Raw genomic sequence first — 26858 nt, 5'->3', positions numbered from 1 at the left:
ACCATCCCGCGAGGCGGCGATGGCAGGAGAGCCTTCATGTCCAAGCAACGCAAGGAAGTCGCCGTCCAGGTCACCCGCTCGCTCTACGCTTCGGAAGATGCGATCGACGCCGCCCTGACCCAGGTCGCCAAGTTCGTGGCGGAACTGCCCGCCGCCCGCCAGGAAGCCAAGTTCGCGGCCTGCGTCGGCCAGGATGCCATCGCCCAGGCCGTCAGCGCCATGACCGCGCTGAGCGAAGCCCGCGAAGCGATGGTGAAGGCGCATGACGCGCTCGCCGTCGTCCGCGACCAGTTCGGCCTGACGCCGGTCGGCTTCGGCAGCGACCCGCGCAAGCCGATGCAGGCGACCCTGCCGGAGTTCACTGTCGTCCGGAATGCCGCGGCCTAAGTCGTTTACGGCTGCACAACGCCCGGGGCTGGGTCCATGAGAAGCAGTTGCTTGCGAACGGCTGTTCGCTGGGAAAGGTCCTTGTCATGAATCCAGCCTTTTGGGTGTTTCTCGTCTGCATGCTGGGCGTTTGCTCCTATGCGGTATTGCGCGGGGGGCGGGACGAACGGATTGGCGCCATCGCGCTGGCAGTGGCCGCCGTCATTTCGCCCCTGGCGATGTCGCAGAACTGGGGCGGGCCCGAAGTGGGCGTCGTCATCGTCGATATCGCGCTTTTGGCGGCCTTGGTGGCGCTGGCGATGAAATCGCGGGCTTTCTGGCCGATATGGGCCGCCGGTTTTCAGGCCTGTGCGGTTTCGGTGCATTTCGTGGCCGCGAAAATGCCGACCATGCTGCCGATCGTCTATGCCGATGCACTGGCCCTTTGGGCTTATCCTGTCCTGACCGCGCTGGCGATCGGAACACTTCTTGAGGCGCGGGGATCTCATGAGCGGAGCTAATGTTGCGCAACTGTCTCCCGGCCTGTGGAGCGGTGCCCGGCTGCATTCCGCGGGCGGCAAGAGCCCGCGCGACCGCTGGCTTCTGATGCGGCTGCTGGCGGCCGGGCAGTCCACGCCGCGCCTGGCGGACCGGCTGATCGACGAGCAGGGGTCGCTGGGCGCCATTCTTGCCGCCAGCGATGAGCGGCTGCGGCAATTGGGGGCGGATTCGAACGGGATCGCCATATTGGGCCTGATCCGTGAGACGCTTGGTGCCGTCCTGGAGCGCAGCGGCGATTCCCGCCCACCCATTCGCTCAGGCGGAGAGCTGGCGGATTTGCTGCACAGCGAAATGGCCTGGCTGACGGTCGAGCAGGTGCGTGTCGCCTATCTGGACGCCGGCCGCCGGCTGCACCGGATCGAGGTGTTGAGCACCGGCACGATCGACAAGGCGCACATCCATCCGCGGGAGATCGCGCGCCGGGCGCTGGAACTGTCCGCAACCGCCGTGGTGCTCGCGCACAACCATCCATCGGGCGATCCGACCCCTTCGCGGGGGGATGTCGCCATCACGAAAAAGGTGGCCGAGGCATTGGCGGCGGTGGAAGTGGAATTGATGGACCATCTGGTGATTGCCCGCGCGGGAACCGTCAGCATGGCCGTTTCCGGTTTGATTTGAATGGGTTGTGCCAGAATATCAGCATATCAACTAATCGCATATCAATCGTCCGATATTGTTTTGCCGGCGGATGCGGGCAAAAACGAATCATAAGGTGATGGCTTCGGTCGCTTCCGACCCTTCCGAAGTCAGGCCAAGGGGCCAAATAAGAGTCCCGCCGAAAGTCGCCGTGATTTACGGGATGTCCAGGCCCTCCCCTGGACCTACCGGAGGTGACGGTGGCGTCCGATTTCCGACCCTGCGGACGCCACCGTCACCGAACATTCCTTCAGTCTTGAAATGTGGAAGCAGGCGGCGTCCGGCTCGTGGATTGCTGCGCTTCAGTTCGCGGTTCCAGCCTGTTTGCCGCCGCGTGATGCATGTGCGGAACCGCTGTCAGGCGGTTTGCAGTTCCACCCAGACGGGGACATGGTCGCTGGCGCGCTCGGCGCCGCGCACATGCCGGTCGATCCCGGCGTCCTGCATCCGGTCGGCGGCGGCCGGCGACAGAAGCAGATGGTCGATCCTAAGCCCCCAGTTCTTCGCCCAGGCGCCGGCCTGATAATCCCAGTAGCTGTAGCATTCGGCGCCCGGCTGCCGGGCGCGGATGGCATCCGTCCAGCCGCACGCCGTGAGGCTGCGGAAGCGGCTGCGCGATTCCGGGCGGGTCAGGGCGTCGCCCTCCATCATGTCCGGGCGGGCGAGGTCGCGGTCGGTCGGGCAGACATTCCAGTCTCCGGCCAGAACCACCGGCGTCTCGCTGGCCAGAAGCTCCGCCGCGCGCGCTGCCATGCGGTCCATCCAGCCCAGCTTGTAATCGAACTTGGGGCCGGGCGCGGGGTTGCCGTTGGGAAGATAGAGGCAGACGAAATGCACGTCGCCCACCCTGGCCTCGATCCAGCGCGACTGGGCGTCTTCCGGATCGCCGGCGAGCGTGCGGTCTATTTCCTCGGCCGGCTCGCGCGTGAGGATGGCGACGCCGTTGAAGCCCTTCTGCCCGTGCACCAGCGCATGATAGCCGGCGGCTTCGATCTCCGTCAGCGGGAAGCGGCCGGTCTCGGTCTTGATTTCCTGCAGCCCGACGACATCGGGCTTCGCCTCGCCCAGCCATTCCAGCAGCCTCGGCAGCCGGGCGCCTATGCCGTTCACATTGAAGGTGGCGATCTTCACCCGGATCAGACGGAGAAGGAGGTGCCGCAGCCGCAGGAGGATGCGGCGTTGGGGTTCTTCACCTGAAAGGCGGCGCCGCCGAGATTCTCGACATAATCGACCACCGAGCCCTCCACCAGCGGCAGGCTCATGCTGTCGATCAGCAGGCCGACGCCGTCCGTCAGCACTTCGAGATCGTCGGCGTCGGCGGCGTCCGTCAGCTCGAACTTGTACTGGAAGCCGGCGCAGCCGCCGCCATCGACCGAAAGCCGCAGCCGCGCCTGCGGCCGGCCCTGGCGGGTGCGGATCGCGGCGACGCGGGCGGCAGCAGCGGATGTGAGAGCGATATCGGCCATGGGTGAGAAGTAGGCCGCGGGAACGGCCGCCGCAAGGGCTTGCCGCCGCTTATCGCGTGGCGGAGAGTTCCGGCCCGAAGCTCTCCTTCTGGAAGGCCAGAAGATAGTTGGAGGCTTCGATGAACGGGCGCGGGTTCACCGGCTGGCCGTCGATGCGGACTTCATAATGCAGGTGGGTGCCGGTGGAGCGGCCGGTGGAGCCCATGCCGCCGATCTTCTGGCCGATTCCCACCTTGTCTCCGACGCTGACGTTCATCGAGGAGAGGTGGGCGTAGCGGGTGATGATTCCATGGCCATGGTCGATGTCGATGCAATTGCCATAGCCGGAGAAGCGGCTGGCGCGGATGACCCGGCCGGCGGCGGCGGCGTAGATCGGCTCGCCATGGGCGCCGGCCATGTCGAGGCCGGTGTGCGAGGCGCGGCCGCCGTTGAACGGGTCGTAGCGCACGCCATAGTTGGAGGTCATGGTGTAGCTGCGCGCCGGGACGAAGGAAGGCAGCGATTCCATTGCGCTTTCCAGCTGCTCGACCCGCTGCCAGTTCACGAACAGTTCGGCGAAGCGGGGATCGGCGCCGGCACTCTGGCCTTCCGTGGTCGCGGCGCCGGCCGGGATATAGGGGCCGCCCATGCCGAGGCGGGTGAAGCGGCTGCTCGACTGGGCGACGAAGCGGTTGGGGTTGAGGCCCAGCCTGCCGATCAGCGCTTCCGCATCTTTCAGGCGGGTTTCGGCGGTGGCGGCCGCCTTGTCGACGAGCGCCATCTGCTTCTGCTCGAGCGCGGCGAAGGGAGCGAGGATGCCGGAGTTGACGGCGTCTTCGGCGGAGGCCTTGCGGATGCTGCGCGGCAGCAGGTCGGCGAGGTCGGCGCCACGGGCGCGGCCGGTGAGGAGCGCGTCGAGGAACTGCTGGCGGGATTCGATCCGCTCGGCGGTGGAGGCGACCGTGCCCTTCAGGGCGGCGGTGTCGGCCTTCAGCGCCTGCACCTGGGCGGCCATGCGCGCCAGTTCGGCTTCGGTCTTCTTGTCTTCGGCTTTATCGGCAGAGGCGCCGGTCACGGTCGAAACGGTGAGCCACCCGGCTATCATCGCAGCAGAAGCAAGTCCCATGAGCTGTTCGCGCGTCCCGATCCTGATCGAGCGTTGCCCTGCCGTTGATTCGATCACGATCCGCCGTTCAGGCAGGCGCGAGGACGCAAAGCCGGACAGTCGCGCAGCGGCGCGCCGAATCTGAACCTGCATTCGCCTATCGAACCCTTGACTGGCGGACCGGACAAATGACGGCCGGATCGCTCGAATTATGATTGCTCTCTCTTAACCGTCTCGCCGGGCCGACCCGAAGGAACAATCCCGATCGATAACGGTTGGTTACGGTTTAGAGGGCGAATCCGCGCTGCCAAGCGCGGCGTACCAATCCGTCGTCAGACCGGCCCGACTCCGCGCCGAATCGTTGAACGGCGGCTTAACGGGGCCGCGGAAGTGGATTCGAACCAGTTCGCGGAAACGATCCTCCGGTTTCTGTGCCGAATCGGCGCATAGTTTGCGGAACCAGCGATTGCCGGCTTCCACATGCGTCACTTCGTCGGCCAGAATCCGTTCCAGCACGCGGGCGGCGGCTTCGTCGCCGGCGGCGCGGAAGCGTTCGATCATCGGCGGCGTGACATCAAGGCCGCGCGCCTCCAGCACCTGCGGCACGATCGCCAGCCGCGCTTGCAGATGATGCGCGGTTGCCTCGGCCGCTTCCCAGAGGCCGTCATGGGCGGGGAGGTCGCCATAGCCGCCACCGGCTTCTCCCAAGAGGGCGCTGAGCAGGCCGAAATGCTGCGCTTCCTCGTCGGCGATGCGCAGCCAGTCGGAGGTGAATTCCGGCGGCATTTCCGGCCCCCAGCGCCCGGCCATGTCCACCGCGAGGTCGATGGCGTTCAGTTCGATATGCGCCAGTGCGTGCAGCAGGGCGAAGCGGGTGCGGGCGGTTCCGGCGCGGCCGCGCTTCGGCATGGCGGCGGGCGGCAGCAGTTCCGGGCGGGCCGGTCGGGCCGGGCGCCGGGGCATGTCCGGCCCGTCGGCGCTCAGGCGGATTTCGCCGGCCTCCCAGCGGGCTTTCAGCCGGCGCGCGGCGGCGGCCTTGCCGGTAGCGTCGGCCGTCAGCAGCGCGGCGACCGCGACGTCCCGCAGGCTTTCCGCTTCTTCGCTCAAAGCGCCTGCACGGCCTTCAGCACCGCCTCGGCATGGCCGGCGACCTTCACCTTGCGCCAGACGCCGGCGATCCGCCCGTCCGGCCCGATCAAAAAGGTGGAGCGCTCGATCCCCATATATTTGCGGCCATACATATTCTTCTCGACCCAGGCGCCGAAGGCCTCGATCGTGGCGCCTTCCGGGTCCGAGGCGAGCTGCACGTCGAGGCTGTGCTTCGCCACGAACTTCGCATGGCTGGCGAGCGAGTCCTTGGAGACGCCGATCACCGTGGCGCCGGCCTTGCGGAATTCCTCCGCCAGCGCGGTGAACTGCAAGGCTTCGCTGGTGCAGCCCGAGGTATCGTCCTTCGGGTAGAAATAGAGCACCAGCTTGCGCCCGGCGAAGTCCGCGAGGCTGACGGGGCCTGCGCTGCTTTCCAGCGTGAAGGCAGGGGCCGGGCTTCCGACATCGAGGCTCATCGTCATTCTCCGTTTTTGGGGTGGAAGGTGGTGGCCCAGCTTTCCGCCACGGTCTTGCGGGCGGCGGCAAGCTCGGCCTTCAGCGCCGCGAAGCCGGGCTTGCCGCAGGCGCGGGCGATCACCGCGCCCGCCGCCGCGTCCGGGGCGGCGCTGGCGTCGTGCGGCTGCACCAGCCGCAGCATCACCAGCATGTCCATCATCAGCCGCGCCGCGTCGGCCAGTTCGGGCGCCAGTTCGGCGATCGCTGCGTCCAGCCGGGGCGGGATCGGCCTGCCGGCCATCAGCGCGCGGGCCTGCACGATGAACTCGATGTCCACCAGCCCGCCCTTCATCAGCTTCACGTCGAACGGCCCGGCCGCCGCCTTGTGGCGGGCGATGTGGCGGCGCATGTCCTGCGCCTCGCGGCGAACGAAGGTGGGATCGCGCGGCGCGGCGACGATGTCGTCTATCACCGCCTGCGCCGCGGCGGCGTCGTCCGGCGTGCAGGCGACCGGGCGGGCGCGGGTCAGCGCCATATGTTCCCAAAGCCCGGCTTCCGCCTGCTGGTAGCGCTGGAAGCTGTCCAGGCTGACGACCAGCAGGCCGTCATTGCCCGACGGGCGAAGCCGGGTGTCCACCTCGTAGAGCGGGCCGGCGGCGGTCGGCACCGTCAGCGCGCCCAGCAGGCGGGGCCCGAGGCGGTTGAACCAGGCGCTGGCGGACAGCGGTGGTTTCCCTGTCGATTGCGTTTCGAAACTGCCAGTGAACAGCAGGATGAGGTCGAGGTCGGACTGGGTCGTCAGTTCGCCGCCGCCGAAGCGGCCGAGCGCCAGCGGCAGCAGCCGGCCGCCGGGGATTTCGCCATGCTTCGCCCGGAAGTCGGCTGCGACGCTGTCGGCCAGAAGGGCGACGGCGGCTTCCGCCATATAGGCCAGTTCCCGCGCGGCGATGGCCGGGGCCACCCGGCCTTCCAGCAATTGCACGCCCAGCTGGAACCGGCGCTCGGCCGTCCACAGCCGCACCCGGTCTAGCAGCGCCTCGCCTTCCAGCCCGCGCGCGGCGGCCCGCAATTCGGCGAGCGCCGCCGCCGCATCCGGCAGGGCGGGCGCGGGCTCCAGCAGGATGTCGATGAGGCTTGGCCGCTTCGCCAGCGCGTCGGCCAGCAGCGGCGTTGCCGTCAGCAGGTTCGCCACCACCTTCTGCAACGCCGGATGCGCCGCCAGCAGCCGCCAGAACTGCACGCCAGAGGGGAGGGCCTGGATCATCTGGTCCAGCCTCAGCAGCGCCTCGCGGCCGGTGCGGCCGCCGGCCACCTGCTGCACCAGCGAGGGGATGACCGTTTCGAACGCCTGCAAGGCTTCGGGCGCACGCAGCGAGCGCGGCCGGCCGGAGCGCCAGCCTTCTATCAGCGTGGCGAGAAGCTGCGGGTCTTTCACCTTCGCCTTCGCCGCCCAGCCGCGCGCGTCGTCGGCGTTCATCGGGATTCGCGCGCCGCGCTCGCCGTCGCCGGTTTCCAGCAGCCGGTCGTAGAGGCGGCCGACCGCCTTCAGGCGCGGCGCCAGATCGGCCTCCAGCGCCTTCCAGCTTTCCGCGCCGGCAAGGCCAGCCACCTGCGCCCGCTCCGGCGCCAGCTTCGGCACGCTGTGCGTCTGCTGGTCGCCGACCATCTGGATCCGGTGCTCCAGCGTCCGGTAATGGCGATAGGCTTCCGCCAGCATCTGCGCATCGCTCCGCTCGATCCGGCCGGCGTCGGCCAGAGCCGCCAGCGCGTCCATCGTCGCGCCCGCGCGCAGGCTCGTGTCGCGGCCGCCGAAGATCATCTGGTGCACCTGGGCGTAGAATTCCACTTCGCGGATTCCGCCCCGGCCGCGCTTCAGGTCGAAGCCGGGGCCGAGCTTCTGGCCTTCGGCGAAATGGTCGCGGATCTGGTGGCTGACCTCGCGGATTTCCGCCAGCGCGGAATAGTCGAGGCTGCGGCGCCAGATGAAGGGCTCGATCTCTTTCAGGAAGCGCTGGCCCAGCGCCACGTCCCCGGCGGACGCGCGGGCGCGGATGAAGGCCGAACGCTCCCACGCGAGCGCCTGCGACTGGTAGTAGGCGAGCGCCGCGCCCAGCGGCAGCGAAGAAGGCGTGCTGTCCGGGTCGGGGCGCAGCCTCAGGTCCACGCGCAGGGCGTAGCCATCCGACGTGCGCTCGGCGAGCAGCGCCGCCACCCGGCGGACGATGCGGACGGCGGCTTCGGTCGGGTCTTCGCTGTCGCGGTGGGGGAGCGTCTCCGGGTCGTGCAGGAAGATCAGGTCTATGTCGGAGGAATAGTTGAGCTCGAAGCTGCCCATCTTGCCCAGCGCCAGCGCCGTCAGCCCGGTGGCTTCCACCTCGCGCTCGGCGAAGGCGGTGCGGATGGCGAAGTCCAGTGCGCTGTCGGCGAAATGGGTGAGGGCGCCCGTCACTTGCTCCAGTCGCCAGGCGCCGGACAGGTCGGCGAGCGCCACCGTCAGCGCCACGCCGCCGCGCGCTTCGCGTATGGAAGGGGCTGCGCGTTCCGGGTCCAGCCGGGCGAGCGAGGTTTTGAGCGCCGCGTCGTAGCCTTCGCCCGCCATCTCGTGCAGAAGCTCCGGCTCGCGGCGCATCAGGCCGCGCAGGAAGGGCGAATGCGCCTCTGCCCTAGCGCGTGCGTCGGCCAGACTCATTCCGCAAGTTCTCCGTGTGCGAAGGCCGCGCAGGGGCCGCCGATCCAGACGGCGCCGTCCCGCAGCTCGACCATGATTTCCGAGGGGCGGCCGATATGCCGCCCCTGCGTCAGGGCGAAACCGGCGAGGCCCGGCTCGCGCTTGTGGAGGAAGGCGCCAAGCGCGGCGGCGGCGCTGCCGGTCGCCGGGTCTTCGGCTACTCCGGCGAGTGGCGCGAACATACGCGCGTCGAGGCGGGCGGAATCGTTCGGATCGCGCACATGCAGGTGCAGGCCCAGCAGGCCGGCCGTCTGGCCGATGCGGCCGTTGTGGCGGGCAAAGGCGCCGGCATCGGGCGCGGCGCGCTCCAGCGCGGCGGCGCTGACTTCGGCCAGCAGGAATTCCGCCCCCACCGAGGCGAAGCGCGGCGCGAACCGCTCCTCCAATATGTCCGCCGGATCGAGGCCGGCCAGTTCCGCGACGATGGCGGCCGGCACCTCGGCCCCTTCCGCCAGCGGGCGTGGCGCCCGGCATCTCGCGCCGGTCACCGCGTCGCCGTCGCGCTCGATTTCCAGCGCCACCAGCCCGGCGGCCTCCTCGAACCGCAGCTCGTCGGCGACCGGGCGGCCGAACAGCTCGCCCATGCGCGCCACAACATAGGCGGTGCCGACATTGGGGTGGCCGGCGAAGGGCATCTCCTCCGCCGGGGTGAAGATCCGGACATGGGCGCTGTTCGCCGGATCGGCCGGCGGCAGCAGGAAGCTGGTTTCGGCGAAGTTGAACTCGCGGGCGATCGCCTGCATCCGGGCAGCGGAAAGCTCGCGCGCGTCCGTCACCACAGCCAACTGATTGCCCGCCAGCGGGCGCGTGGTGAAAACATCGACGATTTCAAAGCTGCGGCTCATTTCGGATCTCCGGGGAAGGGCACTGGCATGTTGTCGATGATTCGGGTGGGGCCGAGCTTCGCGGCCACGAACAGGCGGGCGCCTTGCCGGTTCGTTTCCAGCGGCTCCAGCGTCTCCCCGTCCGCCAGAGTCAGATAATCCGGCTTGAACCCGGCGGAGGCGAGGACGGCGCGGGCGGTGGCGAGCGTCTCGGCAACGCCGGCGCCGCCGGCGATCGCCTGCGCGGCGGCGTGCAGCGTGCGGGGCAGGGCGCCGGCGACCGAGCGCTGCTGCTCGTCGAGATAGGCGTTGCGCGAGCTCATGGCGAGGCCGTCCGGGTCGCGCAGGATCGGGGCGCCGATGATGTCGACGGGTATGTTGAGGTCCGCCACCATGCGGCGGATGATGGCGAGTTGCTGCCAGTCCTTCTCGCCGAAGATGGCGATGTCCGGGAAGGCCATCAGCAGCAGCTTGGCGACGACGGTCGCCACGCCGTCGAAATGCCCGGGGCGCGACGCGCCTTCCATCGGCCTGTCGAGACCGGCGACACTGACGCTGGTGGAGAAGCCGTCCGGGTAGACCGCCTGCGGCGAGGGCAGGAACAGCAGGTCGCAGCCGGCCTGTTGCAGCAGGGCGCCGTCGCGCGCTTCCTGCCGGGGGTAACGGTCCAGGTCTTCATGGGCGCCGAACTGCTTCGGATTGACGAAGATGGAGGCGATGACGCGGTGCGCGCGCCGGCGCCCGATCCCGACGAGCGACAGATGCCCTTCGTGCAGCGCGCCCATGGTGGGGACCAGCGCCACGCGATCACCCGCCGCGCGCCATTCGCGAATCTTCGCCCTCAGCGGCGCCACGTCCCGAACTACATCCATCTTCAACCCCGCTGACCTCGGCCGGTTCATTGACGAAACCCCTTCACTGCCGCCAAGGAGCGGATGGCGAAGGGTGCCGGCATCGGGCTGGCGTTGCCAAGAGGCAGGGCGGAATGTCAACGGAAGCGACGGTGGCGAAGGCGGCCAGGGGGCCGCATGTGATCGTGCTCGGCAACGAAAAGGGCGGCTCGGGCAAGTCGACGACGGCGGTGCATATCGCCATGGCCTTGCAAAGCGCGGGGCTTTCGGTCGCGGTCGCCGACTGCGACCATCGCCAGAAGACGACGGCGCGCTATCTGGAAAACCGGCTGAACTGGGCGAAGCGGCACGACCTGCCGCTGGAAGCGCCGGCCGTGGCGGTGATGCAGGACGGCGAGATGGCGCGGCTGGACGAGATGATCGCCGGCGGATTCGACGCGGTGGTGATCGACACGCCGGGCCGCGATTCGGAGATCGGCCGCGAGGCCATCGCCCGCGCCGACACGCTGGTGACGCCGATCAACGACAGCTTCGTCGACTTCGACCTGCTGGGGCAGGTGGACGCGGACAGTTTCAAGGTGACGAAGCCCAGCTTCTACGCAGAACTGGTGTGGAAGGCTCGGCAGAAGCGGGCGCGGACCGATGGCGGCTCGGTGGACTGGGTGGTTTTGCGGAACCGGCTGTCGTCGCTGGAGGCGCGCAACCGCCGCCGGGTCGGCACGGCGCTGGAGGAGTTGTCGAAACGAATCGGCTTCCGCGTGGCGCCCGGCCTTTCCGAGCGGGTGATCTACCGCGAGCTGTTTCCGAAGGGGCTGACGCTGCTAGACATGTCTTATGTGAAGGACGCGTCGATGAGCCATGTGGCGGCGCGGGCTGAATTGCGCGAGCTGATCGCGGCGCTGGAACTGCCGCTGGCCGACCGGGCGCCGCGCGAGGTCGCGGCCTGATGGCCTTTCTGGCCCTGCTGGCGCTGGCTGGGATCGGCTGGCTCTGGTGGAAAGGCTATCTGGGGCCGGACGCCGGGCGGAAGCTGGGGCTGGTGGCAGGCATGGGGCTTTCGCTGTGGCTGCTGGGGCGCGGGCAGGTCTGGCCGGGCCTGGGGCTGGCGGCTGCCACGGCGGGGCTCGGTTTCGCCGGCTGGATGCGCCGGCGCGTTTCCGTGCTGCCGATGGACGAGATCGAAGCGCGGCAATTGCTGGGGGTAGGGCTCAACGCCGGCCGGGCGGAGATACTGGCCGCCCACCGCAAGCGCATCGCCGAGGTTCACCCCGACCGGAACCAGGGTGGCGGCGACGCAATGGCCGGCCGGGTGAACGCCGCGCGGGACTATCTGCTGGCCAATCTGCCGCCGGACGCTTGACGCAACATAAGTGCGCTACCTATCGCCCTCGAACGCCGAATCCGTTTCCACAGGCTGAAAGGTTCCGCATGCAAGCCCATGAATTCCACCCGACAACCCTGCGCGAATATGACATTCGCGGAATCATCGGGGAGACGCTGAGCGAGCGCGACGCCCAGGCCATCGGCCGGGGCTTCGGAACCGTGGTGCGGCGCGCGGGTGGCAGCAAGGTGGTGGTGGGCTATGACGGGCGGCACAGTTCGCCGCGCCTGGAAAAGGCGCTGGTGGAAGGGCTGACGCAATCCGGCTGCGATGTCGTGCGCATCGGGCTGGGGCCGACGGGCATGCTCTATTTCGCCGTGTCCGACCTTGGCGCCGATGGCGGGGTGATGATCACCGGCAGCCATAATCCGCCGGATTACAATGGCTTCAAGATGCTGCTGAAGGATCGCCCCTTCTATGGCGCGGACATCCGGGCGCTGGGCGAAGCGGCGGCGAAGGGCGACTGGGAAACCGGCGCCGGCAAGACCGAGACTCTGAACATCGAGGATCGCTATGTCGAGCGGCTGGTGGAGGATAACCGCTGCCCGCCGTTCCGCATCGGCTGGGACGCCGGCAATGGCGCGACCGGGGCGGCGCTGGAAAAGCTGCTGAAGCGGCTGCCGGGTGAGCATCATGCGCTGTTCACCAAGATCGACGGCGACTTCCCCAACCACCATCCGGACCCGACGGTGCCGGCCAATCTGGAGGACCTGCGGCAACTGGTCGCGGAGCTGAAGCTGGACTTCGGAATCGCCTTCGACGGCGACGGCGACCGGATCGGCGCCATCGATGGGGAAGGGCGGATCGTCTGGGGCGACCAGCTTCTCGCAATCCTTGCCGAGCCGGTGCTGAAGGAGCTTCCCGGCGCCACCATCATCGCCGATGTGAAGGCGAGCCAGGCGCTATACGACCGCATCGCGGAACTGGGCGGCGAGCCGATGATGTGGCGCACCGGGCACAGCCTCATCAAGGCGAAGATGAAGGAAGTCGGCTCTCCGCTGGCGGGTGAAATGTCGGGCCATATCTTCTTCAAGCACCGCTGGTATGGCTTCGACGACGCGCTTTACGCGGCCGTCCGGCTGATCGAGGCGGTGGGCGAACTGGGCGGTTCGCTGACGGCGCTGAAGTCGGCGATGCCGGCCGTCGTCAACACGCCGGAAATGCGCTTTCCCTGCTCGGAGGAGCGCAAGTTCGAAGTGGTGAGCGAAGTGCTGGCCCGGCTTAAGGCCGCCGGCGCGCAGGTGAACGACACCGACGGGGCGCGGGTGAACACGGCCGACGGCTGGTGGCTGCTGCGCGCCTCCAACACGCAGGACGTGCTGGTGGCGCGGGCGGAAGCCGCGGATGAAGCCGCGCTGGAGCGGCTGAAGGCGGCGATCGACGCGGAACTGGCGCAGTCGGGCGTGGAGCGGGTGGAAGTCGGCCACTGATTTTGGCGCTGTGACTGACATTTTGCTGCATCGCACAATATGCGCTCTTGCATTCGTTGCAACGAAGCATTATTGTGCGATGCAGCAATAACAGGAGTGAGCTGCCGATGGCCGATGCCAAGCCTGCCCGGAAGAGTGCGCGGAAACCCGTGAAGACGGACGCGGCGGTTGCGCCCGTGCTGCGCGAGCCCGTTCCCGAGGCAAAGCCTGCCCCTGCAGCAAAGACGACGGTGCCGGAGGCTGCTGCAGCCTCCGTCGCGGTTGAAGCTTCTCCGCTTGCGCCTGCCCCCGTGGCTGTGGCGCCGAAGCCGGTTGCGCCGAAAAAGCCCGTGGCTGCAAAGGCCGTCAAGCCGGCGCCTGTCGCCAAGCCGACACCTGCCATCAAGCCCATAGCTGTCGCCAAGCCGACACCTGTCGTCCAGCCCATAGCTGTCGCCAAACCCATCGCTGTCGCCCAGCCGATACCTGCCGCGAAGCCGGCCCCAGAACCTGCCCCCAGGACGGCCGGCCCCGCCTTGCCTGCCGTCGCCCCAGCCAAGGATGTGCCGATGTCGACCAATGCTTTTGTGAAGCCGCTTGAAGCCGTTGTTCCGGCTGCCGAGAAGGCGGCTGCCGATTTCGTTTCCCAAACCCAGGCCGCTCAGGGCCAAGTGGCCGATAAGGTCAAGGAATATATGGAGAAGAACATGAAGACCATGACGGACATAACGGATTTCGCCAAGGGCAATGTCGAAGCGCTGATCGAAAGCGCCAAGGCCGCCGCCGCCGGCGCCGAAACGCTGACGACGCACTTCGTGGAAAACTCCAAGAAGTCGGCCGAGGAAGCCCAGGCCGCTTTCAAGAGCTTCACGACTGTCAAGAGCCCGAACGAGCTGCTGGCTGCTCAGAACGAGTTCGCCAAGGCGCAGTTCGACAAGGCCGTTTCCAACATGAGCCATTTCTCCGAAACCTGGCTGAAGCTGGCCGGCGAAGTGGTGCAGCCGATCTCCAACCGCATGGCGGTCGCCGCCGAGACGGTGAAGAAGTCGGTCGCGGCCTGAGCCGAAGACCCGATCAGGGAATTGCGGGCGGCGGGGGAAACTCCGCCGCCCTTTCCTTTTGCGCCGCCAGCAGAAACTCCACATTTCCCTCGGGTCCGGTGATGGGGGAAGGGGTGAGGCCCATTACCCGCCAGCCCCTGGTTTCCACCCATTGCGCCGCGGCATCGCAGACACGCCGATGCACCGCCGCATCGCGCACCACGCCGCCCTTGCCGACTTCGGCGCGGCCGGCCTCGAACTGCGGTTTCACCAGCGCCAGCAGATGCGCGCCCGGCTTCGCGAAATTCAGCGGCGCATCCAGCACCTTGGCCAGCGAAATGAAGCTGGCGTCGCAGACGATTATGTCCACCGGCTCGGGCACATGCTCGGCCGTCAGATGGCGGGCGTTCAATTGTTCCAGCACCACCACGCGGCTGTCCTGCCGCAGCTTCCAGGCGAGCTGGTTGGTTCCCACATCCACTGCGTAAACCTTCGCCGCACCGCGCGTCAGCAGCACGTCGGTGAAGCCGCCAGTGGAGGAACCGACATCCATCGCCACCGCGCCCGTCACGTCGATGGCGAAATGGGTGAGGCCATGATCCAGCTTCAGCCCGCCGCGCGAAACCCATGGATGGTCTTTTCCGCGCACCTCCAGCGCCGCGTCCTCGGCCAGCATTTCGCCGGCCTTGGCGAGCTTGCGCTCACCCACGAACACCAGACCCGCCATGATCAAAGCCTGTGCCCGGGAACGGCTTTCGGCGAACCCCAGGTCGGCAAGTAACTGGTCGGCACGGATTTTGCGGACGGTCAATTTCTTATTGCTGCCCGTCGCCGGTAACTTTCTGCAGAAGCGCGACCAGCAGTCTGTAAGCTGGGATCTGGCCTTTTCGCGCGGCGAGATAGCTCTCGTGGATTTCCCGTTTCAGGCCGGGATTGTCCTTGATGTCTTCATGAGCATTCAGGGCCAGATAGACGCGCTCCAGTTCATCGGCCTCCGTATCGGTCAGCGACCGCTGTTCTTCTTCCTGGGCTCCATAAGTGCTGATCCCGGCTTTCACGAGAATGTCGAGTTCGGTCGCTTGCGAAAGCTCGTCTACGGATTGAGTGGAAACCGTTCGCGATGTCAGCTTCCGGATCGTTTCGGAGTCGAGTTCCTCGACAAAGCGCAACAGGGAAACCGCTCCGCCAGCGCAATAGCGCAAGTCCGAGTTGTTCATTATTTCTGATACGCTCAAATAGAAGGTGCGCCATTTCTCATCCTTTTGGGCGAGGTTGGCGTCGGCTGTCTTGATGGCTTTCTGAATCACCAGAAGGCGGCCCGCCGGCCCTGTAAGGGCCTTAAACAGCGCCTCCTTCTCCAACTGGTAATCGAAGGCCGCAGGCGACGCCGGTTGGGAAACGGACAGAGCGGCAGTCCTGGAAATCATGATTTCCAATATGATGCGAATGCTCTGGATATCGTCGACCAGTTCGGTTTCGCGCTGATATTCGGCGCTCTGCATATAGGTCGCCAGAACCAGTCCGATCGTGCCGACAATCAGTGCGATTGCAGTGGTGATGGCGGAGCTGTTCGAACCATCCCCCATCAAATTCTTTCCGAAAGGAAAGAAGAGGATGGCCACGCCAATGAGCATCGCCGTGAGAGAAAGGAATAATATCAGCTTTGTGAGGGCTGGAACTGGCAGACGCATTTCATTTCTCCAACGGCTTCAGGCGGTCTGGAAAGCTGAAGCGAAACGGCAGCCCGTATCTCCTGGCCCTTTCCGATGGGTCTGTCTGCCAGGCGGATGCTTTCGCTAGGCCCGTGCGCCTTCGCTGACCTCCACGCTGTTGTGCCTGAGCGCGGTCAGCACCGTCTTCACGATTCCGGCCGCGTCCAGCCCGGCTTCGGCATATTGCTTCTCCGGCTTCTCATGCTCCTGGAAGATGTCGGGCAGGCGCATGGTGCGGATCTTCAGGCCATTGTCCGTCAGCCCCTCGTCCGATGCCAGCGTCAGCACATGCGCGCCGAAGCCGCCGACGGCGCCTTCCTCGATCGTCAGCACCACCTCATGCGTGGCGCACAGCTTGCGGATCAGCGCCTCGTCCAGCGGCTTGGCGAAGCGCATGTCGGCGACGGTGGTGGAAAGGCCCTTGGCGTCCAGCTCGTCGGCGGCCTTCAGCGCTTCGGCCAGGCGGGTGCCCAGCGACAGGATGGCCACCTTCTTGCCGTCCCGAACGATGCGGCCCTTGCCGATTTCCAGCTTTTCCGGCTTCGCCGGCAGCGGCACGCCCACGCCTTCGCCGCGCGGGTAGCGCACGGCGATGGGGCCGCCGTCATGCGCGTTCGCGGTGTGCACCATATGCACCAGCTCGGCCTCGTCGGCCGCCGCCATCACCACCATGTTCGGCAGCGTCGCCAGATAGGTGATGTCGAAGCTGCCGGCGTGGGTGCTGCCGTCGGCGCCCACCAGCCCGGCGCGGTCGATCCCGAAGCGCACGGGCAGGTTCTGGATGCAGACATCGTGCACCACCTGGTCGTAAGCGCGCTGCAGGAAGGTGGAATAAATGGCCGCCCAGGGGCGATAACCCTGCGCCGCCAGCCCCGCCGCGAAGGTGACGGCATGCTGCTCGGCGATGCCGACATCGAAGCAGCGCTCGGGGAAGGCCTTCTGGAACTTGTCGAGGCCGGTCCCCGACGGCATGGCGGCGGTGATCGCCACCACCCGCTGGTCTACCAGCGCTTCCGCCACCAGCGCGTCGGCGAACACCGAGGTGTAGCTGGGCGGGCCGCCGGGCGCCGGCTTGTGCTGCTTGCCGGTCACCACGTCGAACTTCACCACGCCATGATATTTGTCGGCCGCGGCTTCGGCCGGGGCATAGCCCTTGCCCTTCTTCGTCACGACATGGATCAGGCACGGGCCTTCGGCGGCGTCGCGGATATTTTCCAGGATCGGCACCAGCACGTCGAGATTATGCCCGTCGATCGGGCCGACATAATAGAAGCCCAGTTCCTCGAACAGGGTGCCGCCGGTGCCCAGCGTGCGGAAGAACTCGTCGGCGCGCTTGGCCGGGGCCTTCAGCGGCTCGGGCAGGGCCTTTTTCGCAAGCTGCCGCACCGCGTCGCGGATTTCGAGGAAGGTGTTGGAACTGTAGGCGCGCGCCAGATAGGCGGAAAGCGCGCCCACCGGCGGGGCGATCGACATGTCGTTGTCGTTCAGCACCACGATCAGCCGGTTGCCGGCCTCCCGCGCGTTGTTCATCGCTTCATAGGCCATGCCGGCGGACATGGCGCCGTCGCCGATCACCGCGATCGCCTTGCCCGGCGCGCCCGACAGCTTGTTGGCGATGGCGAAGCCCAGCGCCGCCGAGATGGAGGTGGAGCTGTGCGCCGCCCCGAACGGATCATATTCGGATTCCGAGCGCTTGGTGAAACCCGAAAGCCCGCTGCCCTGCCGCAGCGTGCGGATTCGGTCGCGCCGGCCGGTCAGGATCTTGTGCGGATAGGCCTGGTGGCCCACGTCCCAGATCAGCTTGTCGTCTGGCGTGTTGAACACATAGTGCAGCGCCGTGGTCAGCTCGACGACGCCGAGGCCGGCGCCCAGATGCCCGCCCGTCACGCTGACGGCGTCGATCATTTCCGCGCGCAGCTCGTCCGCCAGCTGGCGAAGCTGCTCGGGCTTCAGCCGCCGAAGCTCATGCGGTGTCGGTGCCATGTCGAGAAGGGGGGTCTCGGGCCGGCGATAGGGCGTCGCGTTGGGCGCGCCATTGTTGGCATCGGTCATGCCGCCGACTTACTCCGAACCGCGCTTCAGCAAAAGACCCTGTGTACCGGGGGCCGCCCGCTTTGCCTCAACTATTGCAGGCGCGGCACAGGCCAAGCAGCTCCAGCACCGGGCGGCGCGGGGCGAAACCGCCCAGCTCGGCGCGGGCGCGCATGTTCTTGGCCAGATTGTCGTCGTCTATATGGTCGATGCGGCCACAAGCTTCGCAGACCAGGAAGATGCAATCATGGGCGCAGGAGGGGTGGGTGTTCGCCACATAGGCGTTGCGGCTTTCCACCCGCTTGGCGAGATTGTGCTCCACGAAGAGGTCGAGGATCCGGTAGACGCTGTTCGCGGCGATCCGGCGCCCGGTTTCCGCCGACAGCCGTTCGGCCACGTCATAGGCGGAAACCGGCCGGCCGTCGCGGGCGAGGGCCTCGAACACCTGCGCGCGCAGATCCGTCCACTGCACGCCGCGCGCCACCAGTGCCGCGCGGGCGGCGTCGTTCAGGGCGCTGCTCCCCGGCTCCCAATGGCCATGTGGGGCGTGGCCTGGTGCGGCGTGGCTTGCGGAGGTCGCCATGGCGCTCAATTGTCTTTCGGCTTTTCGTCCGCTTTCTGGACGGCGGCGGTCTGCTCGGGCTTGCTGGGGCCGCGCTGGATGGCGGCCGCCAGCCGGTCGGCGGTGGGGCAGGGCGCCTTGCAAAGCGTCTTCACCCGCTCCAGATTCTCCTTCGCGCGGGACTTGGCGCCGCGCTCCACCAGCGCATTGCCCTGGAGTTCCAGCGCGTTGAGGTCGTTCGGGTCGATCTCCAGCGCTTCGCGATAATAGCGGACGGCGCGGCCGGGCAGGCCGTCCGCCTGCGCAGCGCGGCCGAGGCCGATATAGGCTTGGCGGTTGCGCGGATCGGCGGCGAGCGCCGCTTCGAAATGCTCGATCGCGGCGGCCGTGTTGCGGGCGTTCAACTGCGCGTCGCCGGCCTCAAGCTGCCTGAGCGAGAGGGGGGCGAGCTGGTTGTCGGGGAGGCCGCGCGCCGGGGCCGGGTCTGGAGCGGAGTCGCGCGGGCGAGCCGCATCGCTGGGGGCCGAGGCCATCAGCAAGGCAAGCGCCAGCGCCATTGCCCAATTGCGCTTGTTCAGCGTTGCGACCATTCCAATCCCTCTCCGTTCGATCCGCGCGATTCCAGTCCCGAACCGGGCGGACAGGGGTGCGAACCTAGCAGCTTCCGCCAAGGCTGGCGACGAAAAAGCCATCCGTGCCATCGCCTGCCGGGGAATAGGCCTGCTGCCCGGCCAGCTTCAGGCCCAGCCTTTCGCAAGCCTGCCTCGCCTGGTCCTCGCCTTCCGCCGGAAGCACCGAGCAGACGGCATAGACGAGGCGTCCGCCCGGCTTCAGCAGCGATGCCCCAAGCGCCATGAGCCGCGCCTGAACGACTAGCAGCCGTTCCAGCGACTGCGGCGTGAGCCGCCAGCGCAGTTCGGGGTTGCGGCGCCAGGTGCCGGTGCCGGAGCAGGGGGCGTCCACCAGCACCAGATCGGCGGCGCCGGCCAGGTCGGCCAGGGCTTCCGCCTCCCGTCCGGGGTTCAGCAGCCGGGGTTCGACGAAATTCTGCAGGCCGGCCCGTTCCAGCCGGGGGCGCATCGCCTGCAACCGCCCGCGGTCGGTGTCGGATGCGACCAGCCGGCCTTCGCCGCGCATGTCGGCGGGCAGCGCCAGCGTCTTGCCGCCGGCGCCGGCGCAGAGATCGACGACCGTTTCGCCGGGCATGGCGCGGGCGGCGGCGGCCACGAACTGGCTGCCCGCGTCCTGCACTTCGATGGCGCCGCTTTGCATCAAGGGATGCCGTTCCAGCGGCAGCGGCTCTTCCAGCCGGAGGCCGAGCGGAAGGCTGGATATGGGTTTGCCGCCCAGTTCGGCTGCCACTTCGGCCGGATCGGCTTTCAGCGCGTTCACCCGCAGGTCGAGCGGGGCGCGGGCGATCAGCGCCTGCGCTTCCCGGTCGAGAGCGGCGCCGAAGCGCCTTTGCAGTTGCGGCCGCAGCCATTCCGGGAAGAGGCCGGGCTTTCCGCGCGGCTCCCCCACTTCGGGTAGGGCGGGGGCGTGCGGGCTGCCGTCGAACAGGGGCAGCAGGTCGGGGCGCGGGCCTTCCGCCAGCGCCAGCATCAAGGCGCGGCCGGAGGGTGGGCGATCGGCGGAAAAGCGGATGGCCTGGAACAGCAGTTCGCGCACCGCCGCCCGGTCCTTCGAACCCGCGTAGCGGCGGCTGGCGAAATAGCGCTGCGCCAGCGTGTCGGCGGCGGCGCCATTGGAACCGGCGGCGGCGATCGCCTCGTCCAGTATCTCGATGGCGGCCTGCAGCCGCGCCGGGTCGCGCATCAGCGGGTGGGGTAGTTGGGCGCTTCCCGCGTGATCGTCACATCATGGACGTGGCTCTCGCGCAGGCCGGCGTTGGTGATCTGCACGAAATGCGCCCGCTGCTTCAGGTCCGCCAGCGTGGCGGCGCCGGTGTAGCCCATGGCGGCCTTCAGCCCGCCCACAAGCTGGTGCAGCACGTCCCGCGCCGGGCCTTTATAGGGCACCTGGCCTTCGATCCCCTCGGGCACCAGCTTCAGCTGGTCCTTGATGTCCTGCTGGAAATAGCGGTCGGCGCTGCCGCGCGCCATGGCGCCGACAGAGCCCATGCCGCGGTAGCTTTTGTAGGCGCGGCCCTGATAGAGGAAGGTTTCGCCCGGCGCTTCCTCGGTGCCCGCCAGCAGCGAGCCGATCATCACCGCGCTGGCGCCCGCCGCCATCGCCTTGGCGATGTCGCCCGAAGTGCGCAGGCCGCCGTCGGCGATCACCGGAATGCCCAGCTTCTCGGCGGCTTCCACCGTGTCCATCACCGCCGTCAGCTGCGGCACGCCGACGCCCGCCACCACCCGCGTGGTGCAGATGCTGCCCGGGCCGATTCCCACCTTGATCCCGTCGGCGCCGGCGTCGATCAGCGCTTTCGCGGCCTCGGCGGTCGCCACATTGCCGGCGATCACCTGCGCATGGTTCGAGCGCTGCTTCAGCTTGCGCACCGCTTCCGACACCTGCCTCGAATGGCCGTGCGCGGTGTCGACGACGATCAGGTCGCATTCGGCGTCCACCAGCGCCGCCGAGCGCTCGAAGCCGGTGTCGCCCACGGTGGTGGCGGCGGCGACGCGCAGGCGCCCGGCCGAATCCTTGGTCGCGTCCGGATAGGTGACGGCCTTTTCCATATCCTTGACGGTGATGAGGCCGACGCAGCGGCCGGCGTCGTCCACCACCACCAGCTTCTCGATCCGGCGCTGGTGCAGAAGCCGGCGGGCTTCCTCCTGCGAGACCCCGGCCCTGACGGTGGCGAGGTTGGAGCGGGTCATCAACTCGGCGACGGGTTGCAGCTTGTTTTCCGCGAAGCGCACGTCGCGGTTGGTCAGGATGCCGATCAGCTTGCCCGGCTGGCCGGGCTCGGAAGGCTCCACCACCGGAATTCCGGAAATGCGGTGGCGCGCCATCAGCTCCAGCGCCTCGCCCAGCGTCTGGTCGGCGGTCATGGTGATGGGGTTCACCACCATGCCCGACTCGAAGCGCTTCACCTGGCGCACGGCCTCCACCTGCTCGGGGATCGTCAGGTTCCGGTGCAGCACGCCGATGCCGCCGGCCTGCGCCATCACGATCGCCATCTGCGCTTCCGTCACCGTGTCCATCGCCGAGGAGAGCACCGGGATGGCGAGGCGGATCTCGCGGGTGATCCTGGTCGAGGTGTCGGCCTGGGATGGCAATACCGTCGATTCCTGCGGAACCAGCAGCACGTCATCGAAAGTGAGGCCGAGCCGGATTGTCATATGCGCCTGTCTTCCCTTGCCTGCCGTCAGACTTCCCTTGCCTGGCGGCAGGGCGATTGTCTGTAATGGAAGAGGGGCGGGCCTGTCGGCCCGCCCCTTCCTTGCTTCCAGCCCTTAGCCCTGGTTGCCGAGCCAGATAAGATAATATTTCGCGAGCTGGTTTCGAGGGGCTCCCGAAACCGCCTTCAGCGCGGCTTCGGCCCCGGCCTTGTCGCCGGTCTTGCCCAGCGCGAAACCGAGGCGGGTGTTCACGGTATCGGCATCGACGCCGCCCTTTTCCAGCGCCATCTTGTAGAGCGCGGCGGCCTTCGCATATTCGCCATAGCCGAGATAGGCGTCGGCGGTGCCGAGCGCGGTGCGGCCGGTCTTCGAGGCGGCCGATTCCTTTTCCAGGCCGGCGAGCGAGGCCTTGTCGGAGGCGACCTTGGGGTTCACCGCCGCCTGCAGCTCCTTCACCAGCGGCTTGCCGGTCTGCAGCGCGCCCTTGGAAATGCCTTCGTCCAGCACCGACTTGGATTCGCCGGGGAAGCCGCGAAGGGCCGCCGTCTCGGCATATTCGGCATAGTCGCGCTCGCCCGTCAGCGCCGCATTGGCGCGCATCAGGCGCAGGATGTCGAGATTGCCCTGATCGTCGAACTTGCCGCTGTCGCGGAAGATCACCAGCACGTCGCGCCAGTTGGTGGCGCCCGGATAGGCCTGCAGCAACTGCTCGCTGGTGGTGACGATCTCGGCCGGCAGCTTCTTGTCATAGGCGATGGCCAGCGCCCGGCGATACCAGCTTTCGTCGGCCTTCTGCCCGGCGGCGGCCTTGGCGGCGATCGCCTGGTTCAAGGTGGCGACGGCCTTCTGCTCCTGGCCCTGCCGGCGCTGGATTTCCGCCACTTCCACCATCAGATCGTAGTCGCTGGGGTTGGCGGCGATCACCCGCTCGAACTCGGTCGTCGCCTTCTGATAGTCGTTGCGCTGCAGCGCCAGTGCGCCGAGGTTGCGGCGGAACTTCAGCTCTTCGGCCGGATCGAGGCGGCCGGTGGCGATGGCGCCTTCCAGCGACTTTTCGATGAGCGCATTGTCCTTCAGCGCGATCGCCGAATTGAGGCGGAGCATGGCGATCATATAGGCGTCGTCGGCATTCTTGTCGGCCACGGCGTCCGCCTGGTCCAGCACCGCCAGCGCGCCCTGCGCGTCGCCCGCCTGCTGCTTCTTCTGCGCGTCGGCCAGCAGCGGCTGCACCTTCTTCGAGAATTTGTAGCTGGGCGCCTTCTGCGCCAGCGCGGCCTGCGGCGCGGTGGCTGCGACCAGGGCCGCAAGCGCCATCGCGGTGGAGCCCCCAAGAATCTTCCTCATGCCCACTCTCCTATTGGCCCTCTGCCGGGCACATTGACCATATGGCCGACGGATTTCCGCCTCCGCCGGTTTCGCAACGCTGAACGCGCTTCGCACCGCCGGGGCGGAATCGTCAAGCATTGCCGCGCGCAAAGCCATTATATGGCCTTTATGCAGCAACGGCCTGCCGTGTCTCAACCCGTCCGATGGCCCGCGGTTCCCGAAACAGTTGCGGCGGGCGGCGATGGGGCTTTCGCAGCCGCGCCGGCGGGGCTAAGGCGGCGCGCATGTCTAGCAACCCCAATGCGCCCGACGCGCGCCGCCGGCGTTCCGCCGCGCGGCTGGCAGCCGTCCAGGCGCTTTACCAGCAATCGGTGGCCGGCACGGCCACGCCGCGCCTGCTGAACGAATTCCACAACCATCGCCTCGGCGCGGAAATCGAAACGGACGAGGGCGAGGACCGCCTGACCGACGCCGACCGGCCCTTCTTCGACGATCTGGTGTCCGGCAGCCTCGCCCGCGCCGATGAGCTGGACGAGACCATCACCCGCTTCCTGGGCGCCGGCTGGTCGCTCGACCGGCTGGACCGGCTGATGCTGCAGATCCTGCGCTGCGGCGCCTATGAGATGCTGGCGCGGCCGGATGTGCCGCGCGCGGCGGTGGTGTCGGAATATGTCGATGTGGCGCACGCCTTCTACGAAGCGCGCGAGGCCGGCTTCGTGAACGCGCTGCTCGACCGGCTGGGCAAGAGTGTCCGCGCCGAGTGACGCCGGCGGCGGAGGGCTGGAGGATGGCCTTCTCGCCACGCTCCGGGCGCTGGCGACGCACAAGGCCGCGCGCGGCCTGACGGACGATTGCGCCATCCTGGACTGGCCGCTGGGCCTGCAACTGGTCGCCACCCACGACATGCTGGCCGAAGGCGTGCATTTCACGCCGCATTGCCCGCCGGCGGACATCGGCTGGAAGCTGGTGGCGGTGAACCTGTCGGACCTCGCCGCCAGCGGGGCGCGGCCGGTCGGGCTGCTGCTGGGCGCCGGCATTGGCGATGGGCGCGGCCTCGAATGGGCGCGGGAGCTGCTGCGCGGCGTGGGGCAGGCGGTGGAACGCTATGGCGTGCCGCTGCTGGGCGGCGACACCATCCGCAGCGGCCCCGCGAGCGTGCTGTCGCTGACGGCGCTGGGCTCCGTGCCGCCCGGCGCGGCGCTGGAACGTGGCGGGGCTTCCGTCGGCGACGATCTGTGGCTGAGCGGGGATATCGGCGCGGCTGGCCTAGGGCTTCGGGTGGCGCTGGGTGAAAGCTTCGGCGACGCGGACGCGGCGCTGCTGAAACGCTACCGGCGCCCCATGCCGCGCCTGGCGCTGGGGCAGGCGCTGAGGGGGCTTGCCAGCGCGGCGATGGATGTCTCGGATGGGCTGCTGATCGACGCCTCGCGGCTGGCCGCCGCATCGGGGCTCCGCGCCGATCTTCGCTCGGCCGATATCCCGCTTTCGGACATGGTGCTGGCCGCAGCCGTTCCGGTCAGCGAACTGGCGGCGCTGGGCGACGATTATGAACTGCTGTTCGCGGCCCACCCTGGCCGCCGCCACGAGGTGGAGGATGCAGCTGCCGCGGCCCGAACCCCTGTCCACCGCATCGGCCGGCTGCAAGCCGGTGCAGGACTGCTGCTGGACGGCGCCTTGCCCCCGAAGCTGGGCTATCAGCATCGGTGAGCCGTGCGCGCCCTGCGGCGGGTTGCGCAAGGCCCGGCTCTTTGCCACAGTCCGTGCCTCAAATCCGGCGGGTCATTCCCAGCCGGTCCCACACGGGCCGTCCCTTGGGAGGGGGGCGACCCCATGCAAGGGGTTAGGGGAGAGACATGGATTTTGTCGTAATCGCCATCCTGTGCGGCATCGCGGCCGTGCTTTATGGCCTTGTCACCACAAGGGCCGTGCTGGCGGCGCCCGCCGGCAATCCGCGCATGCAGGAAATCGCCGCCGCCATCCAGGAAGGGGCAGGGGCCTATCTCAGGAAGCAATATGGCGCCATCGCCATCGTCGGCGTCGTCGCGCTGGTGCTGGTCTATCTGTTCTTCGGCCTGTATCCGGCCATCGGCTTCCTGATCGGCGCCCTGCTTTCGGGCGTCACCGGCTTCATCGGCATGAACATCTCGGTCAGGGCCAATGTGCGCACGGCGGAAGCGGCGCGGCAGGGCCTGCAGGCCGGGCTGACGCTGGCGTTCCGCGCCGGGGCGATCACCGGCCTGCTGGTGGCCGGCCTCGCGCTGCTGGCGATCGCCGGCTATTACTGGTTCCTCACCTCGGGGCTGGGCCATGCCATCGACGACCGGGTGGTGATCGACAGCCTCGTCAGCCTGGCGCTGGGCGCGTCGCTGATCTCGATCTTCGCCCGTCTGGGCGGCGGCATCTTCACCAAGGCGGCGGATGTGGGCGCCGATCTGGTGGGCAAGGTGGAAGCCGGAATCCCCGAGGACGATCCGCGCAACCCGGCCGTCATCGCCGACAATGTGGGCGACAATGTCGGCGACTGCGCCGGCATGGCCGCCGACCTCTTCGAAACCTATGTGGTGACGGTGGGCGCCACCATGGTGCTGACGGCGCTGCTGGTGGGCGGCGAGTATCTCGGCCAACTGATGGCGCTGCCGCTGCTGGCGGGCGGAGTCTGCATCCTCACCTCGATCCTCGGCACCTATTTCGTGAAGCTGGGGTCTTCGAAGAACATCATGGGCGCGCTCTACAAGGGCTTCGTGGTGTCGGCGCTGGCTTCCATCCCGGCGCTGTTCTTCGCCACTCGCCTGATCTTCCCTGACATGTCGGCGGTGGTCGGCGGGCAGGCGGCGGACGGCAGCGGCGGCTTCACGCCGATGGACCTCTTCTGGTCGATGCTGGTGGGCCTTGCCGTCACCGGGCTGATGGTGTGGATCACCGAATATTACACCGGCACCAACTATCGCCCGGTGCGGTCGATCGCCAAGGCGTCGGAAACCGGCCATGGCACCAACATTATCCAGGGCCTTGCCATTTCGCTGGAGGCGACCGCGCTGCCGACGCTGGTGATCTGCGCCGGCATGATCACCGCCTACCAGTTCGCCGGGGTGATCGGCATCGGCTTCGCCGCCACGGCGATGCTGGCGCTGGCCGGCATGGTCGTCGCGCTGGACGCTTATGGCCCCGTCACCGACAACGCCGGCGGCATCGCCGAAATGGCGGGCCTGGAAGGCGAGGTGCGCGAGCGCACGGATGCGCTGGACGCGGTGGGCAACACCACCAAGGCCGTCACCAAGGGCTATGCCATCGGCTCGGCGGGCCTTGCCGCGCTGGTGCTGTTCAACGCCTATACGGCGGACCTCGGCAAGTTCTTCTCGGGGCTTACCGTCGATTTCTCGCTGTCCAACCCCTATGTCATCGTCGGCCTGCTGATCGGCGCCCTGCTGCCCTATATCTTCGGGGCGATGGGGATGACGGCGGTCGGCCGCGCGGCCGGCGCCGTCGTCGAGGAAGTCCGCAGCCAGTTCCGCAACAACCCCGGAATCATGGCCGGCACTTCCAAGCCGGACTATGCGCGGACGGTGGGGCTGGTGACGCAGGCGGCGATCAAGGAGATGATCATCCCTTCGCTGCTGCCGGTGCTGGCGCCGATCCTCGTCTATTTCGTCATCACGGCGGTGGCGGGGCAGGCCAATGGCTTCGCGGCGCTTGGCGCGCTGCTGCTGGGGGTGATCGTGTCGGGCATCTTCGTCGCCATCTCGATGACGAGCGGCGGCGGCGCCTGGGACAATGCCAAGAAATATATCGAGGACGGCCATCATGGCGGCAAGGGGTCGGAGGCGCACAAGGCGGCCGTGACCGGCGATACCGTGGGCGATCCTTACAAGGATACGGCCGGGCCTGCGGTCAACCCGATGATCAAGATCAGCAATATTGTGGCTTTGTTGCTGCTGGCGGCACTGGCCGGTTGAAGGCGGCCGCGATTAGTGCGCAGCACTAACTCGCGGACTCGCCGAAAACCCGGCCGGCAAGCGAAGTGTCAGGGGGCTTTTGCCCCCTGACACTTC

The 26858-nt window shown here is 67.8% G+C and carries 26 protein-coding genes; 10 read left to right on the top strand and 16 right to left on the bottom strand.

The window, feature by feature from the left end; all coding sequences use genetic code 11:
• Positions 1–36: 36 nt before the first annotated feature.
• The 3 genes from L6Q21_RS15385 to L6Q21_RS15375 are packed head-to-tail and all read left to right on the top strand — an operon-like array spanning position 37 to position 1545.
• On the top strand, positions 37–387 hold the full coding sequence (locus L6Q21_RS15385) for a hypothetical protein (RefSeq protein WP_237831632.1): 351 nt from the start codon (positions 37–39) through the stop codon (positions 385–387).
• Between the two features lie 47 nt (positions 388–434).
• Positions 435–887, top strand: coding sequence for a hypothetical protein (locus L6Q21_RS15380; RefSeq protein ID WP_237831631.1), 453 nt, complete (start codon positions 435–437; stop codon positions 885–887).
• Positions 874–1545 carry a JAB domain-containing protein gene (locus L6Q21_RS15375; RefSeq protein ID WP_237831630.1) on the top strand — a complete coding sequence of 224 codons (672 nt, stop codon included), beginning with the start codon at positions 874–876 and terminating at the stop codon, positions 1543–1545. Before L6Q21_RS15380 ends, L6Q21_RS15375 begins: the two co-directional genes overlap by 14 nt.
• Before the next feature lie 375 nt (positions 1546–1920).
• Here the strand turns inward: L6Q21_RS15375 and xth are convergent, their stop codons facing one another.
• From xth to panC, 8 genes are all read right to left on the bottom strand, one after another.
• Positions 1921–2694: an exodeoxyribonuclease III gene (xth, locus tag L6Q21_RS15370; protein ID WP_237831629.1), complete on the bottom strand. Its 774-nt coding sequence runs from the start codon at positions 2692–2694 to the stop codon at positions 1921–1923.
• A 5-nt stretch (positions 2695–2699) separates the two neighbouring features.
• On the bottom strand, positions 2700–3029 hold the full coding sequence (gene erpA / locus L6Q21_RS15365; protein ID WP_237831628.1) for an iron-sulfur cluster insertion protein ErpA: 330 nt from the start codon (positions 3027–3029) through the stop codon (positions 2700–2702).
• 49 nt (positions 3030–3078) lie between these two features.
• Positions 3079–4113 carry a M23 family metallopeptidase gene (locus L6Q21_RS15360; protein ID WP_237831627.1) on the bottom strand — a complete coding sequence of 345 codons (1035 nt, stop codon included), beginning with the start codon at positions 4111–4113 and terminating at the stop codon, positions 3079–3081.
• Between the two features lie 279 nt (positions 4114–4392).
• Positions 4393–5220 (bottom strand): ferritin-like domain-containing protein, encoded by an 828-nt coding sequence (locus L6Q21_RS15355; protein WP_237831626.1) that lies wholly within the window; start codon positions 5218–5220, stop codon positions 4393–4395.
• Complete coding sequence (locus L6Q21_RS15350) at positions 5217–5684, bottom strand: peroxiredoxin (RefSeq protein WP_237831625.1); 468 nt, start codon at positions 5682–5684, stop codon at positions 5217–5219. The genes L6Q21_RS15355 and L6Q21_RS15350 overlap by 4 nt, the downstream gene beginning before the upstream one ends.
• Entirely contained in the window at positions 5681–8347 is a 2667-nt protein-coding gene (locus tag L6Q21_RS15345; RefSeq protein ID WP_237831624.1) for a bifunctional [glutamine synthetase] adenylyltransferase/[glutamine synthetase]-adenylyl-L-tyrosine phosphorylase, read from the bottom strand. The genes L6Q21_RS15350 and L6Q21_RS15345 overlap by 4 nt, the downstream gene beginning before the upstream one ends.
• Complete coding sequence (locus tag L6Q21_RS15340) at positions 8344–9231, bottom strand: PhzF family phenazine biosynthesis protein (protein ID WP_237831623.1); 888 nt, start codon at positions 9229–9231, stop codon at positions 8344–8346. Before L6Q21_RS15340 ends, L6Q21_RS15345 begins: the two co-directional genes overlap by 4 nt.
• Positions 9228–10082: a pantoate--beta-alanine ligase gene (gene panC / locus L6Q21_RS15335; protein WP_237831622.1), complete on the bottom strand. Its 855-nt coding sequence runs from the start codon at positions 10080–10082 to the stop codon at positions 9228–9230. Before panC ends, L6Q21_RS15340 begins: the two co-directional genes overlap by 4 nt.
• Positions 10083–10195: 113 nt before the next feature.
• Between panC and L6Q21_RS15330 the strand changes: the two genes are divergently transcribed.
• From L6Q21_RS15330 to L6Q21_RS15315, 4 genes are all read left to right on the top strand, one after another.
• Complete coding sequence (locus tag L6Q21_RS15330; protein WP_237831621.1) at positions 10196–11008, top strand: division plane positioning ATPase MipZ; 813 nt, start codon at positions 10196–10198, stop codon at positions 11006–11008.
• A complete protein-coding gene (locus L6Q21_RS15325; RefSeq protein ID WP_237831620.1) occupies positions 11008–11421 on the top strand; it encodes a J domain-containing protein in 414 nt (137 codons plus the stop codon). Before L6Q21_RS15330 ends, L6Q21_RS15325 begins: the two co-directional genes overlap by 1 nt.
• 68 nt (positions 11422–11489) lie before the next feature.
• Positions 11490–12872, top strand: a complete 1383-nt coding sequence (pgmG, locus tag L6Q21_RS15320) for a phosphoglucomutase/phosphomannomutase PgmG (RefSeq protein ID WP_237831619.1) — start codon at positions 11490–11492, stop codon at positions 12870–12872.
• Between the two features lie 47 nt (positions 12873–12919).
• Positions 12920–13912, top strand: a complete 993-nt coding sequence (locus tag L6Q21_RS15315; RefSeq protein ID WP_237831618.1) for a phasin family protein — start codon at positions 12920–12922, stop codon at positions 13910–13912.
• Between the two features lie 13 nt (positions 13913–13925).
• On the opposite strand, the gene L6Q21_RS15310 is transcribed toward L6Q21_RS15315, so the two are convergent.
• From L6Q21_RS15310 to L6Q21_RS15275, 8 genes are all read right to left on the bottom strand, one after another.
• Positions 13926–14702, bottom strand: a complete 777-nt coding sequence (locus tag L6Q21_RS15310; RefSeq protein WP_237831617.1) for a TlyA family RNA methyltransferase — start codon at positions 14700–14702, stop codon at positions 13926–13928.
• A 4-nt stretch (positions 14703–14706) separates the two neighbouring features.
• Positions 14707–15582: a hypothetical protein gene (locus tag L6Q21_RS15305; protein ID WP_237831616.1), complete on the bottom strand. Its 876-nt coding sequence runs from the start codon at positions 15580–15582 to the stop codon at positions 14707–14709.
• A gap of 105 nt (positions 15583–15687) precedes the next feature.
• Positions 15688–17655, bottom strand: coding sequence for a 1-deoxy-D-xylulose-5-phosphate synthase (dxs, locus tag L6Q21_RS15300; protein ID WP_237831615.1), 1968 nt, complete (start codon positions 17653–17655; stop codon positions 15688–15690).
• Between the two features lie 67 nt (positions 17656–17722).
• Positions 17723–18217, bottom strand: a complete 495-nt coding sequence (locus L6Q21_RS15295) for a Fur family transcriptional regulator (RefSeq protein ID WP_237831614.1) — start codon at positions 18215–18217, stop codon at positions 17723–17725.
• A gap of 5 nt (positions 18218–18222) precedes the next feature.
• The gene (locus tag L6Q21_RS15290; protein ID WP_237831613.1) at positions 18223–18786 is read right to left on the bottom strand and encodes a tetratricopeptide repeat protein; all 564 of its coding nucleotides are present in this window, start codon (positions 18784–18786) and stop codon (positions 18223–18225) included.
• A gap of 64 nt (positions 18787–18850) precedes the next feature.
• Positions 18851–20011: an RsmB/NOP family class I SAM-dependent RNA methyltransferase gene (locus L6Q21_RS15285; protein WP_237831612.1), complete on the bottom strand. Its 1161-nt coding sequence runs from the start codon at positions 20009–20011 to the stop codon at positions 18851–18853.
• Entirely contained in the window at positions 20011–21483 is a 1473-nt protein-coding gene (gene guaB, locus L6Q21_RS15280) for an IMP dehydrogenase (protein WP_237831611.1), read from the bottom strand. The genes L6Q21_RS15285 and guaB overlap by 1 nt, the downstream gene beginning before the upstream one ends.
• Before the next feature lie 114 nt (positions 21484–21597).
• Complete coding sequence (locus L6Q21_RS15275; RefSeq protein WP_237831610.1) at positions 21598–22827, bottom strand: tetratricopeptide repeat protein; 1230 nt, start codon at positions 22825–22827, stop codon at positions 21598–21600.
• A 266-nt stretch (positions 22828–23093) separates the two neighbouring features.
• Here L6Q21_RS15275 and nusB point away from each other — a divergent pair, with 266 nt between their 5' ends.
• The 3 genes from nusB to L6Q21_RS15260 all read left to right on the top strand — a co-directional run bounded on the left by nusB (position 23094) and on the right by L6Q21_RS15260 (position 26762).
• Positions 23094–23573 (top strand): transcription antitermination factor NusB, encoded by a 480-nt coding sequence (gene nusB / locus L6Q21_RS15270; RefSeq protein WP_237831609.1) that lies wholly within the window; start codon positions 23094–23096, stop codon positions 23571–23573.
• Entirely contained in the window at positions 23557–24516 is a 960-nt protein-coding gene (gene thiL, locus L6Q21_RS15265; RefSeq protein WP_237831608.1) for a thiamine-phosphate kinase, read from the top strand. The genes nusB and thiL overlap by 17 nt, the downstream gene beginning before the upstream one ends.
• 146 nt (positions 24517–24662) lie before the next feature.
• The gene (locus tag L6Q21_RS15260; RefSeq protein ID WP_237831607.1) at positions 24663–26762 is read left to right on the top strand and encodes a sodium-translocating pyrophosphatase; all 2100 of its coding nucleotides are present in this window, start codon (positions 24663–24665) and stop codon (positions 26760–26762) included.
• Positions 26763–26858: the final 96 nt, after the last annotated feature.

Origin of the sequence: Sandaracinobacteroides sayramensis, assembly GCF_022014495.1 — a bacterium.
Classification (GTDB): Bacteria; Pseudomonadota; Alphaproteobacteria; order Sphingomonadales; family Sphingomonadaceae; genus Sandaracinobacteroides; species Sandaracinobacteroides sayramense.
The sequence above is the reverse complement of the archived record's forward strand: the minus strand, read 5'-3'. Positions and strand labels throughout refer to the sequence as shown.

Coding starts and splice junctions, on each gene's coding strand:
- L6Q21_RS15385 (WP_237831632.1), top strand. CDS start 37: ATGTCCAAGCAACGCAAGGAAGTCGCCGTCCAGGTCACCCGCTCGCTC.
- L6Q21_RS15375 (WP_237831630.1), top strand. CDS start 874: ATGAGCGGAGCTAATGTTGCGCAACTGTCTCCCGGCCTGTGGAGCGGT.
- erpA (WP_237831628.1), bottom strand. CDS start 3,029: ATGGCCGATATCGCTCTCACATCCGCTGCTGCCGCCCGCGTCGCCGCG.
- L6Q21_RS15360 (WP_237831627.1), bottom strand. CDS start 4,113: ATGATAGCCGGGTGGCTCACCGTTTCGACCGTGACCGGCGCCTCTGCC.
- L6Q21_RS15350 (WP_237831625.1), bottom strand. CDS start 5,684: ATGACGATGAGCCTCGATGTCGGAAGCCCGGCCCCTGCCTTCACGCTG.
- L6Q21_RS15345 (WP_237831624.1), bottom strand. CDS start 8,347: ATGAGTCTGGCCGACGCACGCGCTAGGGCAGAGGCGCATTCGCCCTTC.
- L6Q21_RS15340 (WP_237831623.1), bottom strand. CDS start 9,231: ATGAGCCGCAGCTTTGAAATCGTCGATGTTTTCACCACGCGCCCGCTG.
- panC (WP_237831622.1), bottom strand. CDS start 10,082: ATGGATGTAGTTCGGGACGTGGCGCCGCTGAGGGCGAAGATTCGCGAA.
- L6Q21_RS15330 (WP_237831621.1), top strand. CDS start 10,196: ATGTCAACGGAAGCGACGGTGGCGAAGGCGGCCAGGGGGCCGCATGTG.
- L6Q21_RS15325 (WP_237831620.1), top strand. CDS start 11,008: ATGGCCTTTCTGGCCCTGCTGGCGCTGGCTGGGATCGGCTGGCTCTGG.
- pgmG (WP_237831619.1), top strand. CDS start 11,490: ATGCAAGCCCATGAATTCCACCCGACAACCCTGCGCGAATATGACATT.
- L6Q21_RS15305 (WP_237831616.1), bottom strand. CDS start 15,582: ATGCGTCTGCCAGTTCCAGCCCTCACAAAGCTGATATTATTCCTTTCT.
- dxs (WP_237831615.1), bottom strand. CDS start 17,655: ATGACCGATGCCAACAATGGCGCGCCCAACGCGACGCCCTATCGCCGG.
- L6Q21_RS15295 (WP_237831614.1), bottom strand. CDS start 18,217: ATGGCGACCTCCGCAAGCCACGCCGCACCAGGCCACGCCCCACATGGC.
- L6Q21_RS15290 (WP_237831613.1), bottom strand. CDS start 18,786: ATGGTCGCAACGCTGAACAAGCGCAATTGGGCAATGGCGCTGGCGCTT.
- L6Q21_RS15285 (WP_237831612.1), bottom strand. CDS start 20,011: ATGCGCGACCCGGCGCGGCTGCAGGCCGCCATCGAGATACTGGACGAG.
- guaB (WP_237831611.1), bottom strand. CDS start 21,483: ATGACAATCCGGCTCGGCCTCACTTTCGATGACGTGCTGCTGGTTCCG.
- L6Q21_RS15275 (WP_237831610.1), bottom strand. CDS start 22,827: ATGAGGAAGATTCTTGGGGGCTCCACCGCGATGGCGCTTGCGGCCCTG.
- nusB (WP_237831609.1), top strand. CDS start 23,094: ATGTCTAGCAACCCCAATGCGCCCGACGCGCGCCGCCGGCGTTCCGCC.
- L6Q21_RS15260 (WP_237831607.1), top strand. CDS start 24,663: ATGGATTTTGTCGTAATCGCCATCCTGTGCGGCATCGCGGCCGTGCTT.